General features: G+C 72.0%; 11 protein-coding genes and 1 tRNA gene. 8 read left to right on the top strand and 4 right to left on the bottom strand.

Annotated features, from left to right (window positions below):
- The first annotated feature begins 37 nt into the window (after positions 1–37).
- The 8 genes from HD594_RS14360 to HD594_RS14325 all read left to right on the top strand — a co-directional run bounded on the left by HD594_RS14360 (position 38) and on the right by HD594_RS14325 (position 11,030).
- Complete coding sequence (locus HD594_RS14360; protein ID WP_373877182.1) at positions 38–799, top strand: hypothetical protein; 762 nt, start codon at positions 38–40, stop codon at positions 797–799.
- A 1-nt stretch (position 800) separates the two neighbouring features.
- On the top strand, positions 801–2,477 hold the full coding sequence (locus tag HD594_RS14355; protein ID WP_184751593.1) for a DNA polymerase Y family protein: 1,677 nt from the start codon (positions 801–803) through the stop codon (positions 2,475–2,477).
- A gap of 13 nt (positions 2,478–2,490) precedes the next feature.
- Positions 2,491–5,895 (top strand): error-prone DNA polymerase, encoded by a 3,405-nt coding sequence (locus HD594_RS14350; protein ID WP_184751592.1) that lies wholly within the window; start codon positions 2,491–2,493, stop codon positions 5,893–5,895.
- Between the two features lie 179 nt (positions 5,896–6,074).
- Complete coding sequence (locus HD594_RS14345; RefSeq protein WP_184751591.1) at positions 6,075–7,748, top strand: carboxypeptidase regulatory-like domain-containing protein; 1,674 nt, start codon at positions 6,075–6,077, stop codon at positions 7,746–7,748.
- Between the two features lie 128 nt (positions 7,749–7,876).
- Entirely contained in the window at positions 7,877–8,785 is a 909-nt protein-coding gene (locus tag HD594_RS14340; RefSeq protein WP_184751590.1) for a zinc-ribbon domain-containing protein, read from the top strand.
- 39 nt (positions 8,786–8,824) lie between these two features.
- On the top strand, positions 8,825–9,505 hold the full coding sequence (locus HD594_RS14335) for a PhzF family phenazine biosynthesis protein (protein ID WP_184751589.1): 681 nt from the start codon (positions 8,825–8,827) through the stop codon (positions 9,503–9,505).
- Positions 9,506–9,542: 37 nt separating this feature from the next.
- Positions 9,543–9,770 carry an RNA-binding S4 domain-containing protein gene (locus tag HD594_RS14330; protein WP_184751588.1) on the top strand — a complete coding sequence of 76 codons (228 nt, stop codon included), beginning with the start codon at positions 9,543–9,545 and terminating at the stop codon, positions 9,768–9,770.
- 6 nt (positions 9,771–9,776) lie between these two features.
- Entirely contained in the window at positions 9,777–11,030 is a 1,254-nt protein-coding gene (locus HD594_RS14325) for an MFS transporter (RefSeq protein ID WP_184751587.1), read from the top strand.
- Between the two features lie 57 nt (positions 11,031–11,087).
- Here the strand turns inward: HD594_RS14325 and HD594_RS14320 are convergent.
- From HD594_RS14320 to HD594_RS14305, 4 genes are all read right to left on the bottom strand, one after another.
- Positions 11,088–11,162: transfer RNA gene (locus HD594_RS14320), tRNA-Arg, on the bottom strand.
- A 77-nt stretch (positions 11,163–11,239) separates the two neighbouring features.
- On the bottom strand, positions 11,240–11,521 hold the full coding sequence (locus HD594_RS14315) for a Fe-S cluster assembly protein HesB (protein ID WP_184751586.1): 282 nt from the start codon (positions 11,519–11,521) through the stop codon (positions 11,240–11,242).
- Positions 11,522–11,674: 153 nt separating this feature from the next.
- On the bottom strand, positions 11,675–13,249 hold the full coding sequence (locus HD594_RS14310) for an ABC transporter permease (protein ID WP_184751585.1): 1,575 nt from the start codon (positions 13,247–13,249) through the stop codon (positions 11,675–11,677).
- On the bottom strand, positions 13,246–14,148 hold the full coding sequence (locus tag HD594_RS14305) for an ABC transporter ATP-binding protein (protein WP_184751584.1): 903 nt from the start codon (positions 14,146–14,148) through the stop codon (positions 13,246–13,248). Before HD594_RS14305 ends, HD594_RS14310 begins: the two co-directional genes overlap by 4 nt.

Raw genomic sequence — 14,148 nt, 5'->3', positions numbered from 1 at the left:
CATTGAAGCATTCGAACATGCGTTCTACGATGTCGGGGTGGTGGTCGTCATGCGGAGTGAAGCGCTCTCGGCGGGCACCGTGTCGGGTGACACGGTGCCCGAGAGCGGTGTGCCGGGCGACACCATGCAGCGCCTGCGCGCCCAGCTCGAACGCATCCAGGGGCGTAAGCTCGACGCGCCCGTGCTGCCGGTCCACGACGCGCTCGCGCCGCTGCTGCCCGGTCGAGGGCTGCGGCCCGGCGCGGCGTATTCGCTGCCCGGGTCGACGTCGCTGCTGCTCGGCCTTCTGGCGGTGCCGTCGCGATCGGGGGCGTGGTGCGGGGCGGTGGGCATGCCGCAGCTGGGCGTCGAGGCGGCCGAGGCGATGGGGGTCGACCTGTCGCGGCTCGTGCTCGTCCCCGAGCCCGGCAGGCGCTGGCTCGCCGTCACCGCGACGATCGCCGACGTGCTTCCCCTGGTCGCGGTGCGCCCGCGCGGGCGCGTTCCCGACGGCGAGGTGTCGCGGCTCGCCGCCCGGCTGCGAGAGCGCGGCGCGGTGCTCCTCGTCGACGGCCCGTGGCCGCAGGCCGAGGCGGTCCTGACGGTCGACCAGCCCGAATGGCATGGCCTCGGGCGGGGACACGGCTACCTCGAGGGCCGCGCGGTGACGGTGACGTCGGCCAGCCGCCGGTGGCCGACGCCCCGCCGGGCCCGCGTCATGCTGCCCGACGCGCACGGAGACGTCTCACGCGCGCCCGAGGCGGCCCTGCCGGCCGAGCGACCGCATCTGGTGCCGCTCGAAGCGCGGGCGGTGGGCTGACATGTCCTTCGCGACGGCTCCCGAACGCAGTCTCGTGCTGTGGCTGCCGGACTGGCCGGTGACCGCGTACCTGCGCGAGAAGGGCTCCGCCGGCGATGCCCGTGCGCCGATCGCCGTCGTGGAGCGGAACCTCGTCGCAGCATGCTCGCCCGCGGCGCGCGCCGAGGGGGTGCGGGCCGGTCAGCGGCGGCGCGACGCGCAGGCTCGGTGCCCGCGGCTGACGGTGGTCCCCGCCGACCCGGCACGCGACCACCGCGCGTTCGCGCCGGTGATCTCGCGCATCGAGCAGCTCGCCCCCGGCGTCCAGCCCGTTCAGCCGGGGCTGTGCGCGCTGCGCGCACGCGGACCCGCCCGCTACTACGGCGGCGAGGACCACGCTGCCAGGACGATCCTCGCCGCCCTCGCCGAGGACGGCCTCGCCGGCGTTCGCGCCGCGGTCGCCGACGGGCCCTTCACCGCCGAGCAGGCGGCGATGTTCGCCACGAGCCCTTCCGAGCCGGTGTTCACGGTTCCGGCGGGCGGAGCGGCGGGCTTCCTCGCACCGCTGTCGGTGGCGGCGCTCGACGCGTCGTCGCTGCTCGGCGGGGGAGAACCGCGGACCGGCTCGTCCGCTCGAACGCGGAGCGGATCCACGGGGTCCCGAAAGGGAGCGCCTGCCGGTGCGGATGCCGCCGCGGGCGATCTCGTGAGCCTGCTCGCCCGGCTGGGCGTGCAGACCCTCGGCCAGTTCGCGGCGATGGATCCCGAGCGGGTGCGCGAGCGCTTCGGCGACCGTGGCGTGCGCCTGCACGCGCTCGCCGCGGGGCGCGACTCGCAGCCGGTGCGTCCGCGCACGCCACCGCCCGAGCTTCACCGCGAGATCGCGTTCGAACCGCCGCTCGAACTCGCCGACCAGGTCGCGTTCGGCATGCGCATCGCCGCCGAGGAGTTCATCGCGGGGATCGGCGCGGTCGACCTGGTGTGCACCGAGCTGCGCGTCGAGCTCACCGGTGATCGGGGGGAGCGCAGCGAGCGGGTCTGGCTGCATCCGGCCTCCTTCGACGCCGCCGCCGTCGTCGACCGCGTGCGCTGGCAGCTCGCCGAAGAGGCCGAGGGCCTGCGCAGCGGCGTGGCGCTGGTGCGGATCTCCCCCGAGGCGGTGGACGAGGCATCCCACCACGCTCCGGCGCTCTTCGGCTCGGGACCCGAAGAGCGCGTGCACCATGCGCTCTCGCGCGTGCAGGCGATGCTCGGCCACCGCGGGGTGCTCACCCCCGACGTCGGCGGGGGCCGGTGGCTCGCCGAGCGGCAGGTGCTGGTGCCGTGGGGCGACCGGCACGAGAAGGGGCACACCGGGCTCGCCGCCGAGCGGGCGCGGCCGTGGCCGGGGAGCCTGCCCGACCCGCTTCCGGCGACGGTGTTCACGCCGCAGCGGCCGGTCGAGGTGACCTCGCAGGGCGGGTACGCCGTCGACGTCGACGAACGCGGGATGCTCTCGGCCGTGCCGGCGCAGCTCGGGCTGGGTGACCGCATCCGCGAGATCGCCTCGTGGGCGGGGCCGTGGCCGGTGGACGAACGAGGGTGGGACCCCGCCCGCGCGCGGCGCGCGCACCGGTTCCAGGTCGTCGACGACGAGGGGACGGCGTGGCTGCTGGTGTGCGAGGCCGGCGCGTGGGCCGCCGAGGCGACCTATGACTGAGGGGCGCGGGTAGATGGGCTTCAACAACCCGGGGGTGCCGTGGTCCGAGATGGAGCGGATCCTCAGCGACCGGCGCCGCCCCGGCGGCCCGCCGGCCGGCGCCGACGGCGGCGACAGCCCGGCATGGTCGCACAAGCGCGGCCCGTATGTGCCGCCGTCCATCGAGCGCCCCGCCGAGACCGTGCCCTACGCCGAGCTGCACGCGCATTCGTCGTTCTCGTTCCTCGACGGCGCCTCCTCGCCCGAGGAACTCGCCGAGGAGGCCGAGCGCCTGGGCCTGCACGCACTCGCGATCACCGACCACGACGGCTTCTACGGCATCGTGCGCTTCGCCGAAGCCGCCGAATCGCTCGAACTGCGCACGGTGTTCGGCTCCGAGCTGTCGCTCGAGCTGCCCGCACCCCAGAACGGCGAGGCCGACCCGGTCGGCGCGCACCTGCTCGTGCTCGCGCGCGGCGAGGAGGGATACCACCGGCTGGCCTCCGCGCTCACACGCGCGCAGCTCGCCGGTCACGAGAAGGGGCGGCCCGTCTACGACCTCGACGAGCTCGCCGCGCAGGGGCGCGATCACTGGGTCGTGCCGACCGGATGCCGCAAGGGCGCCGTACGGCGCGCGCTCGCCGCCGAGGGGGCGGAGGGCGCCGCGCGCGAGCTCGACCGGCTCGTCGCGCTGTTCGGCCGCGATGCCGTCCACGTCGAGCTGATCGATCACGGCAATCCGTTCGACACGCGCCACAACGACGTGCTCGCGGGGCTCGCGCGCGAGCGCGGGCTTCCCCTGCTGGCCACCAACAACGTCCACTACGCCGTGCCTGAGCGGCAGCTGCTGGCCGCCGCCGTCGCCGCAGTGCGCGCGAACCGCGGGCTCGACGAGCTCGACGGATGGCTGCCGTCGCACGCCGGCGCGCACCTGCGCTCGGGCGCCGAGATGGCCGAGCGCTTCGTGCGGCATCCGGATGCCATCGCCCGCACGGTCGCGCTCGCCGACGAGCTCGCGTTCCCGCTTCGCCGCGCCAAGCCGGCCCTGCCGAAGCAGGAGGTGCCCGCGGGACATACCCCGATGTCGTGGCTGCGGCACCTGGTGTGGGAAGCCGTTCCGCGAAAGTATCCGGATCTCACCCCCGAGAACCGCGCTCGCATCGAGAAGGAGCTCGGGGTCATCGAGCTGAAGGACTTCCCGGGGTACTTCCTCATCGTGCACGGCATCGTGCAGGAGGCGCGTCGTCGCGGCATCCTGTGCCAGGGTCGCGGGTCGGCGGCGAACAGCGCCATCTGCTACCTGCTCGACATCACCGCCGTCGACGCCATCGCGTACGACCTGCCCTTCGAGCGGTTCCTGTCGAGCCTGCGCGACGAGGAGCCCGACATCGACGTCGACTTCGACTCCGACCGCCGCGAGGAGATCATCCAGTGGGTGTACCAGACCTACGGGCGCGAGCGTGCGGCGCAGGTGGCGAACGTCATCCAGTACCGCCCCAAGAACGCCATCCGCGACATGGCGAAGGCGCTCGGGCACTCGCCCGGACAGCAGGACGCCTGGTCGAAGCAGGTCGAGGGGTGGGGGGCGAAGCTCGAGACGCCCGGCGAGCACGACATCCCGAGCCGCGTGCTCGAGTACGCCACCGAGCTGCTGAAGGCGCCGCGGCACCTCGGCATCCACTCCGGCGGCATGGTGCTCACAGACCGGCCCGTCGGCGAGGTCGTGCCCATCGAGCACGCGCGCATGGAGGACCGCACCGTCATCCAGTGGGACAAGGACGACGCCGCGTGGATGGGGCTGGTCAAGTTCGACCTGCTGGGCCTCGGGATGCTGGCCGCGCTGCAGTACTGCTTCGACATGATCCGCGTCTCGACGGGTGAGGACTGGGAGCTGTCGACGCTGCCGAAGGAGGAGCAGGCGGTCTACGACATGCTGTGCCGGGCGGATTCCATCGGCGTGTTCCAGGTGGAGTCGCGCGCGCAGATGGGACTGCTGCCGCGGCTGCAGCCCCGGCGCTTCTACGACCTCGTGATCGAGATCGCCCTCATCCGCCCGGGCCCCATCCAGGGCGGTGCGGTGCACCCGTTCGTGCGGCGCAAGCTCGGGCACGAGAAGGTGACCTACGCCCACCCCAAGCTCGAGCCCGTGCTCGAGCGCACGCTCGGGGTGCCGGTGTTCCAGGAGCAGCTGATGCAGATGGCGATGGCCGTGGGGGAGTGCACGGGCGAGGACGCCGACCTGCTGCGGCGCGCGATGGGCTCCAAGCGCGGGGTCGAGCGCATCGAGTCGCTCAAGCAGAAGCTGTACGAGGGCATGGCCTCGAACGGACTCGTCGGCGAGGAGGCGGATGCCATCTACGCCAAGATCCAGGCGTTCGCGAACTTCGGCTTCGCCGAGTCCCACTCGCTGTCGTTCGCGCTGCTGGTCTACGCGTCGTCGTGGATCAAGCTGCACTATCCGGCGGCCTTCCTCGCGGGTCTGCTGCGCGCCCAGCCGATGGGCTTCTACTCGCCCGCGACCCTCACAGGCGACGCCCGCCGCCACGGCGTCGAGGTGCGCCGCCCGGATCTGCATGCCTCGGGCGCGGAGGCGGTGCTGGAGCCGGTGGATGAGACGGATGCTGCGCGTGTCGCCACCGGGCGGGACTCCTGCACCCACCGCACCCAGCCCCCGGTCGGCCCGTTCGACATCGACGCGCCGGACGAGTCCGCCGCCCACCGCCGCGACGGCCGGTTCGCGGTGCGACTGGGGCTCGCGGGGGTGAAGGGCGTCGGCAAGACGGTGGCGCAGCGCATCGTCGCCGCACGCGAGGCAGACGGCGCGTTCCGGGACCTGCGCGACCTCGTGCGCCGCACGAGCATCACGACCGTGCAGGTCGAGGCGCTCGCCACCGCCGGCGCATTCGAGTGCCTCGGCATCACGCGGCGCGAGGGCATCTGGCTCGCGGGGGCGGCTGCGCAGGACCGGCCGGAGTTCCTGCCGGACTCGCTCGTATCGGTGCAGCCGCCGCTGTTCACCGACCCCACGTCGTACGAGCTGCTGGCCTCCGACCTGTGGGCGACCGGCATCTCCACCGACGATCACCCCATGACCCACTACCGCTCGGGACTCGATGCGCGCGGCGTCCTCACGTCGCGCGAGCTGCGCTCCCACGAAACCGGCCGGCGCGTCGAGGTCGCGGGGCTCGTGACGCATCGGCAGCGGCCGGCGACGGCATCCGGGGTCACGTTCCTCAACCTCGAGGACGAGCACGGACTCGTCAACGTCATCTGCTCGGTCGGTGTGTGGAACCGCTATCGCCGCGTCGTGCGCGACGCGCCCGCCCTCATCGTGCGCGGGATGCTGGAGCGCTCGGTCGAGGGTGTGACGAACCTGCTCGCCGACCGGTTCGAGGACCTCCGGGTGGGGGTGCAGCACCAGTCGCGGGACTTCCGGTGAGCCGGCGAGCGGCAGGTGCACCGCACGCGGGGCTGATCGGGGAGGCCCCGGGTGGCGGTCCCGGTCTCTCGAGACCTGTGGACAACGCTGATCAGCGGTTCCGGCTGGGGTAGCCTGCCGCGAGCGCGCGATGCCGCGCGCGCCGCCCCACCCGACCTCGCCCCGCCTGGAGAACGCCCGTGACGAGCGCTTCACGACCCCGGACGACGCTTCGCGCGCTGTTCATCGCCTCCGTGATCGGAGCCCTCCTCGCGTCGGGCGTACCGGCGGCCGCACAGTCGGACGGCGGCCTTCGCGAGCGGCCGTCGGCGATGTGGGGGGCGCGCGAGCGGGTCGAGGGAGTGACCGAAGCCGCCCTCGCGCTCGCCGAAGGTCAGCCGTCCGCAGGCGCGCCGTCGGACGGCGTCCTGCGCGGCAGCGTCGTCGACGCGCAGGGAGCTCCCGCGGCGAACGTCGCCGTGTCCGCTTTCGCGGTGACCGCCGAGGAATCAGGCCGGCTCTTCGAGCACGTGGCCACCGTGCGCACCGACAGCAGCGGCGCGTACGGCTTCGGGGAGCCGCCGAGCGGCGCCTACGACCTCTTCTTCCACCCGATCGATGCGCCCGATCTGGCGTGGGGTTGGCTCGGAGGCGGGATCGAGCCGTCCGTCGACGCGCCGGTCCAGGTCGCCGTCGGGCCGGTCGAGCTGGGAGTGCACGCGTTGACGCCGGCCGCGCAGATCCAGGGAACCGTGACGAACGAGTACTCGGGTGGTCCGCTGAGCGGCATCGAGGTCACGGTGTGGGGCGGTGACGGCGTCGACCCCGGCACCGGTGTGGAGACGTTCTCGCGCGTCGGCAGGCAGACGACGGATGCCGGCGCCTATGCGTTCGCGCAGCTTCCTCCGGGCTCGTACATCCTCGAGTACACCTCCCCCTCACCGTCCTTCGTGGGGGAATGGTGGAATCACACGCAGAGCTTCGAGGCCGCCAGTGCTCTCCGGCTCGCAGCGGGCGACATCGTCGCGGCGGACGCCGAGCTCCGCCCACGGGTCGATCTCGGCACGGTGTCGATCAGCGGCACGCCGACGGTGGGGATCACGCTGAAGGCGACGCACAAGACGGCGTCGACGAGTTCCTACGCGTACCAGTGGTACGCCGACGATGCGGCGATCGCGGGTGCGAAGAGCGCGACGCTGAAGCTCACGAGCGCGCACGAGCACAAGCGCATCACCGTGCGGGTCACCGGGACGAACCCGCATGCGCTGTCGTCGTCGGCGATCTCGGCATCCACCCCGAAGGTGATGTTGACCACGACGATCAAGATCACGGGGAAGCGTGCGATCGCGCAGGACGTGTACTCGGAGTACACCCGATACACGCTGAGCGTCGCGCGCGGCACCTGGACGTCGGGTGCGACGGTGACGTACCAGTGGTATGCGGACGGAGCCGCGATCTCGGGTGCGAACGGGACGTCGTACACGCTGCGGGTCGACGACGTCGGCAAGCGGATCACGGTCAAGGTGACCGCGAAGAAGGACGGGTACGCGACCGTCACACGCACCGCCCCCACGACCACCCGCATCGCGCAGATCGGCACTCCGACCTTCATGGGACCGGTCTACGCCGGCTCGCCGCTCTCGAACTACGGCTGGGGTGACTGGACGTCCGGCGCGAAGAAGACCTTCCGGGTCTACGTCGACGGAACGCTCGTCGACAGCGCCACGACGACAGGATCCTTCCCGAAGCTGTACGCGGACATCCCGGACTGGGCCGTCGGCAAGCCTGTGACGCTGACGATCACCGGTTCGCTGTCGGGGTACACGACCTACACCGCGAGCGCCACGTCGGCGCCGGTGCTCCCCCGGCGCTAGGGATCCCGCGCGGATCGGGTCGAGGATCCCGCGGGTCCACGCCGGGAAGGCGACGGTGTCGGCCTTCGCCAGGGCGATGGCCGACGGCTCCCGGGTCGATGGGGGAGGCCCCGGGTAGCGTTCCCGGCATGCCGGAGCGGGTGCAGGACTGGTGGGCGAGGAGGCAGTTCTCCCGCGGCCGGGACGTCCCGTACGAGGTCGGCACCTACCGCGAGGCATGGGCGCCGTATCCGGCGCTGATCCGTCAGTACCACCCGGATCTGAACGCCGGCATCACCCTCACGCAGATCCCGCCGGCCGCCGACGTGCTGCTGCTGTGGCAGTGCGACGCGGGGCACCTGTTCGTCGCGACGCCGACCGAGCAGCGGTCCCGCCCCACCCGCGAGCGCCGGCGGTCGGTGTGGTGCCCCGAGTGCGCGGCCCTGGCGAACCCGCCGCGGATCCGGATGCCGGACGAGGCCGAACTCGCCGCCCTGCGGCATCCGCTCGCCGCTCCGGCGCCCACGGTCGCGCCCAGATCCCCCTCGGGCCCGAACCGCCCGCGGCGCACGAGCCGCCCGCGCTCGGCGCGCGAGCTGTGCCCGAAGACCCCCGATCTGCCCGTCGGCGAGCCGTTCTTCAGCGAGTGCGCGCCGGTGCCGGCATCCGCCGTCGAGGCGCGCCTGCGCGCCGACCTGTTCGAGCGTCTCGCCGTCACTCCCGGGCTGAACGCCGTGCGCGTCGCCCGCCCGTTCTTCGACCACGTCGAGGTGTGGCCCGACATCCTGCTGCCCGAACTCCGTATCGCGATCGAGTACGACAGCACCGGTCGTCACGGTCTCGAGCACGTCGGCGGGCGCGAGGACGTCGACCGCCGCAAGGACCGCGCTCTGCGATCCGCGCACTGGGAGGTCGTGCGCCTGCGCACGGGCAAGCTCGAAGCCCTCGGCCCCCACGACATCCAGCTGTCGGCGTGGAACGGTCGGGCGATGGGGCGGATGCTGGACGTGCTCCGCGACATCCGCGGCCCGCTCCTGGTCGACGCATACCTGCGGTGATGGTGGAGGTTGGAGGCGGGCCGCTGACATGATCGACCCATGAGCGTCCTGGTGAACGTCGTGAACGTGTTCGTGGATGCCGACGGCGCGCACGGAAACCCGCTCGGGATCGTGTGGGCGTCGAGTTCGACCAAGGGGCGCGAGGAGGAGATCTCGGCCGACCTCGGGTTCAGCGAGACGGTGTTCATCGACGAGCTCACCGACACCGAGGTGCGGGCGCGGATCTTCACGTCGATGCAGGAGCTGCCGTTCGCCGGGCATCCGGTGGTGGGGCTCGCGGGGTGGCTCGTCGCCTCGGGCGACGACATCCACACCGTCACGGTCCCGGCGGGCGTCTGCCGCGTCCGCGTGGACGGCGACCGTGTGTACGTCAACGCCATGGTCGACTGGGCGCCCGACTTCACGCTCGAAGAGCTTCCCAGCCCCGAAGACGTCGAGCTCGTCGACCCCGAGGCGTACGGCATGGGGATGCACTACGTGTGGGCGTGGAGCGACCGCGAGGAGCACCGCATCCGCGCCCGCATGTTCGCGCCTGAGCTCGGCATCCGCGAGGACGAGGCCACGGGCGCCGGCGCGATGCGGCTCACGACCGCGCTCGGCTGCGACCTGAAGATCCGGCAGGGGGAGGGATCCGAGCTCTTCACGCACATGCGCTACGTCGGCCAGCAGATCGAGGTCGGCGGCCGCGTGTCCGAGGCACGGCTGACCGAGATCCTCTGAGACGTCGACGCCACGCGAGGTCCGTTACCATTCGGGGATGGCGACTGAGGATCCGATCGAAGACGTCCCGATCGGCGGCGAGGCCATCCGTCTCGGCCAGTTCGTCAAGTTCGCGGGGCTCCTCGACTCCGGCGGAGACGTGAAAGAGGCCATCATCGACGGCCTCGTGCTCGTCAACGGCGAGGTCGACCGACGCCGTGGCCGGCAGCTGCAGCTCGGCGACATCGTCACCTTCGAGGGGCGCAGGGTCCGCGTCTGCGCGTGATCACGCATGATCGAGGTCCTCCGCAATCGCACGTACCGTGCGCTGTTCGGCGCGCAGGTGATCGCGCTGGTCGGCACCGGTCTGCTGACGGTCGCCCTCGGGCTGCTCGCGTTCGATCTGGCCGGGGAGGCGGCGGGGTCGGTGCTGGGGACCGCGCTGACGATCAAGATGGTCGCCTATGTCGGCGTGGCCCCGCTGATGGCGGCGCTGGTGGACCGGCTGCCGAAGAAGGCCGTGCTGGTCGGCGCGGACGTCCTCCGCCTGGCGATCGCGGTGACACTCCCGTTCGTCACCGAGACGTGGCAGATCTACGTGCTGGTGTTCGTGCTGCAGTCCGCCTCGGCGACCTTCACCCCGGCGTTCCAGTCGCTCATCCCCACGGTGCTCCCCGATTCCCGTGACTACACGCGTGCACTCGCGCTCTCACGTCTGGCGTATGACCTCGAGGCTCTTCTCAGTCCCATCCTCGCCGCCGCGCTGCTGACGGTGGTCGCGTACAACAACCTCTTCTTGGGAACCGCGGTCGGCTTCGCCGCCTCCGCGACGCTCGTGCTGATCGCCGCGATTCCTGCGCATCCCGGCGGATCCCCGCAGTCCACGTTCTGGCAGCGCCTGCCGGAGGGGGTGAGGGTCTTCGCACGCACGCCCACTCTGCGGTTCCTCGCGCTCGCGAACGTCGTGGTCGCCGCGGGCACCGCGCTCGTGCTGGTGAACTCGGTCGTCTACGTCAAGGCCGTGCTCGGGCTGGACGACGCAGCCCTCGCCCTCACGCTGGGCGCCTACGGCGTGGGGTCGCTGGCCGTGGCGCTGAACATCCCGAGGCTGGTGGATCGATTCGGGGTCATCCGCACCATGCGCGCAGGCCTCGTGGTGGTCGTGATCGGGCTGGCCGCGACATCCGTCATCACGCTCTTCACGCTCGCGACCGGCATCGGCTGGTGGGCCGTGATCGTCGCCTGGGCCGTCCTCGGCGCCGGCAGCTCGCTCATCCTGACACCGTCGGCGCGGCTGCTCGCCGACGCGTCCACATCAGCGAACCGCAACCTCGTCTACACGGCCCAGTTCGCCCTGTCGCACGCATGCTTCCTGGTGACGTATCCGCTCGCCGGGTGGATCGGCGCGGCGAACCTCGCCGCCGCTGCGGTCGTCCTCGCGGTCTTGGCGCTGGCGGCCGCTGTCATCGCATCCATGACCCGGGCCGCGCGGGACGCGCGGCGCCACGACTCGATGTCGGGGGAGTCGGCAGCGTCGGAGAGATGATCGCCGCAGCGCCCGGAGGCAGCTGAATGGGGACGCCTCCGATGGATCGACCTGGTGTGGCGCCCCTGGAGGGACTCGAACCCCCAACCGTTTCCTTAGGACGGAACTGCTCTTCCATTGAGCTACAGAGGCTGGCCGGTCAAGTCTACAGACGCGACGCGGGGCTCCCGCGCATGAGCGCGAGAGCCCCGGAAAGCCGTGAGCGGGTGTCAGCCCTGCGCGGCGAGCGCGAAGCGCACCGAGCCGTCCTGTCCCATCTCGGCGTCGAGGACGCGGTCCTCCAGCGCCTGCGTGGCGCCGCCGTCGAGGAACACGCGAGCGCCTTCGGTCACCACGACGGTGTCCTCGGGCTGCGGCTCCTTCGCGATCGAGAGCTCGAACCCCGAGGCGGGGTCGGTCTCCCGGATGCGGACGCCGCCGTCGGCGGCGTCGGGGGTGCTGGCGACGATGTTCTTCACTGCCTCGGCGGCGGTGTGGGTCAGCGTGAGCATGCTGTCTCCTTCCGTTTGGCAACTGAGTCGGCCACGATGCCGAGAATCCTCGGGCTCTGCAACCCGAACGGCCGCAGATGAGGGGACTCTCACCGGATACGGAGGTTCGGGTCGAGCGGGCGCCGCGACATCCCGCTCATTCACGCATCCACGTCAGCGTGGGATGTTCCGCACCCGGAATCCGGTGAAGCCGACCGCCAGCAGCGCCACGCCGATGCCGCTGAGGATCCACTCGGCGGCAGCCGAGACATCCTCCGACGGCACGCGGCCGACGGCGTCGACCGGCGAGATCGCCATGGCCCAGTCCGGCAGCGACACGGTGTCGCCCAGGATCGCGACGAAGGCGATGTAGCCGAGCGCGATCCAGATGACGGCCGTCGACCGTGGAAGCGCGCCGAACACCGCGACCGCGAGCCCGAGCACCACCAGCAGCGCCGGAAGGTACGCCGCCCCGGCGGCGAAGATGCCCTCGACCTCGGACCCGGCGGTCCACTCGAGCCCGGCGGCCCCGGCCAGCAGGGTCGCGGCGGCGAACACCGCCATCACGATCGTGTGAGACGCGAGCCACCACGGGCGCGGGATCGAGCGTGCCAGGGTCGGCTCGAGACGGCCCCCGGTCTCTTCGGAGCGCACGCGCCAGATCGCCTGCCCGACGGCGCCGATCGCCATGAGCACGACGAGCACGAGCGAGAGCCCCACATACGCTTCGTTGACGCTCGTTGCTCCGCCGAAGAACGCCTCCATCGCGGGATTGGCGCCGATCGCGTCGGCGATGTCGTCGGTGAACGCGCCGAACACGACCGCGACCACGAACGCCCCGGCGATCCACGCGACGCCGGACGGCGCGTGCATCCGCAGTGCGAGCCCGGGAGACGTGCGCAGCAGCGCGCTCGCGCGCGCAGGGCCGGAGCGGGTCGACACCATCGAGGCGCCGAGGTCGCGTCCGCCGACGAGCACGAGACCGGCCGCGATGAGCACCGCCCCGACGCCGAGCGCGAGCAGCAGCGGCCACACCCGCGGCTCGTCGGTGAACGGGCGCGTCTCCTGCTGCCATGCCAGCGGCGACAGCCACTTCCATGCGTTGTCGCGAACGTCGCCGATGGCGCGCGTGATGTACGCGCCGCCGAGGATCAGGATGCCGATCCCCGTGACGGTGCCGGCTCGGCGCAGCAGCTGACCCACGAACGTCGCGATGCCGACGAACACGATCCCCAGTCCGGCGATCGACGCGCCGTAGAGCACGGCGCCTTCGGCGTCCTCGCCGTAGGCGATCAGCGTGAGCGCCATGCCGGCCCCCACGATCACGAGGGCCAGCACGGCCACCGTCGCGGCGGCCGACCACGGGGCACGGGCGCCGACGCCGCGCGAGCGCAGCAGCTCCAGCATCCCGTTCTCCTCCTGCGCACGCGTGTGGCGGACGACCAGCAGCAGCCCCATCAGCGGGATCGCGATCGCCGAGATGAAGCCGAACTCGTTCGAGGTGACGCCCCCGAGCGTGTCGGCGCCATAGGGGGTGCCGTTGATCGCCGCCATGGCGGGGTCGCCGGCGACGGTCGCGTCGTAGGTCGCGAGCTGCTCGGGCGTGGAGTAGAGGCCGTCGATCGCGCCGACGGTGGCGATGTAGCCGCCGAGCAGCGCGCCGATCCAGATGACGAGCGCCTTCCATCCCGTGCGCAGCTGGACGCGCAGGACCGCGGCGAACCCGCTGCCGGGAGCTCGCGAGCTCACGCGGCGCCTTCGTAGGCGCTCAGGAAGAGTTCGTCGAGGCTCGGCGGCCGCACCGTCAGGGTCGACACGCCCACTGCGAGCAGCGGCGGCAGCACGCGATCGAGGGCATCCGGCTCGACCGTGAAGGTCAGATCGGTGCCGTCGCCGGAACCGACGGCGTGCACGTCCGTGATCGCCGGATCCTCGGGTGCGGCGATCCGTGACCGGGTGACGGCGTGCACCGTCGTGCGCGACAGCCGCCGGAGCTCGGCGACGCTGCCCGACTGCACGACCTTGCCGTGGCGGATGATCGTCACCGACTCGCACAGCGCCTCGACTTCGCTGAGGATGTGGCTCGACAGCAGCACGGACGCGCCGTCCGCGGCGCGCTCGCCGACGCACTCGCGGAAGACCTCCTCCATGAGCGGATCCAGGCCCGACGTCGGCTCGTCGAGGATCAGGAGGTCCGTCTCGGCGGCGAGGGCGGCGACGAGCGCCACCTTCTGCCGGTTTCCCTTCGAGTAGTCGCGGATGCGCTTGGTCGGATCGAGATCGAAGCGCTCGATCAGGTCCGCGCGCCGCGCCTGATCCAGCGGGGCCCCGCTCGACCCGAGCAGGTCGATGCACTGCCCGCCGGTCAGCTGCGGCCACAGCGCGACGTCGCCGGGCACGTACGCGACGCGGCGATGCAGTGCCACCGCGTGCGTGAACGGATCCCGGCCGAAGAGCGACACGTGGCCGCCGGAGCGGCGCATCAGTCCCAGGACGATCCTGATGGTGGTCGATTTCCCCGCGCCATTGGGTCCGAGAAAACCGAGGACTTCACCCTCGTGGAGGGTCAGATCGAAACCGTCGAGCGCGCGGACTTTTCCGAAATTCTTGGTGAGCCCCGCGATGTCGATGACCGCGTCGGCCACCAT

The organism is Microbacterium thalassium (genome assembly GCF_014208045.1).
Taxonomy (GTDB): domain Bacteria; phylum Actinomycetota; class Actinomycetes; order Actinomycetales; family Microbacteriaceae; genus Microbacterium; species Microbacterium thalassium.
The sequence above is the reverse complement of the archived record's forward strand: the minus strand, read 5'-3'. Positions and strand labels throughout refer to the sequence as shown.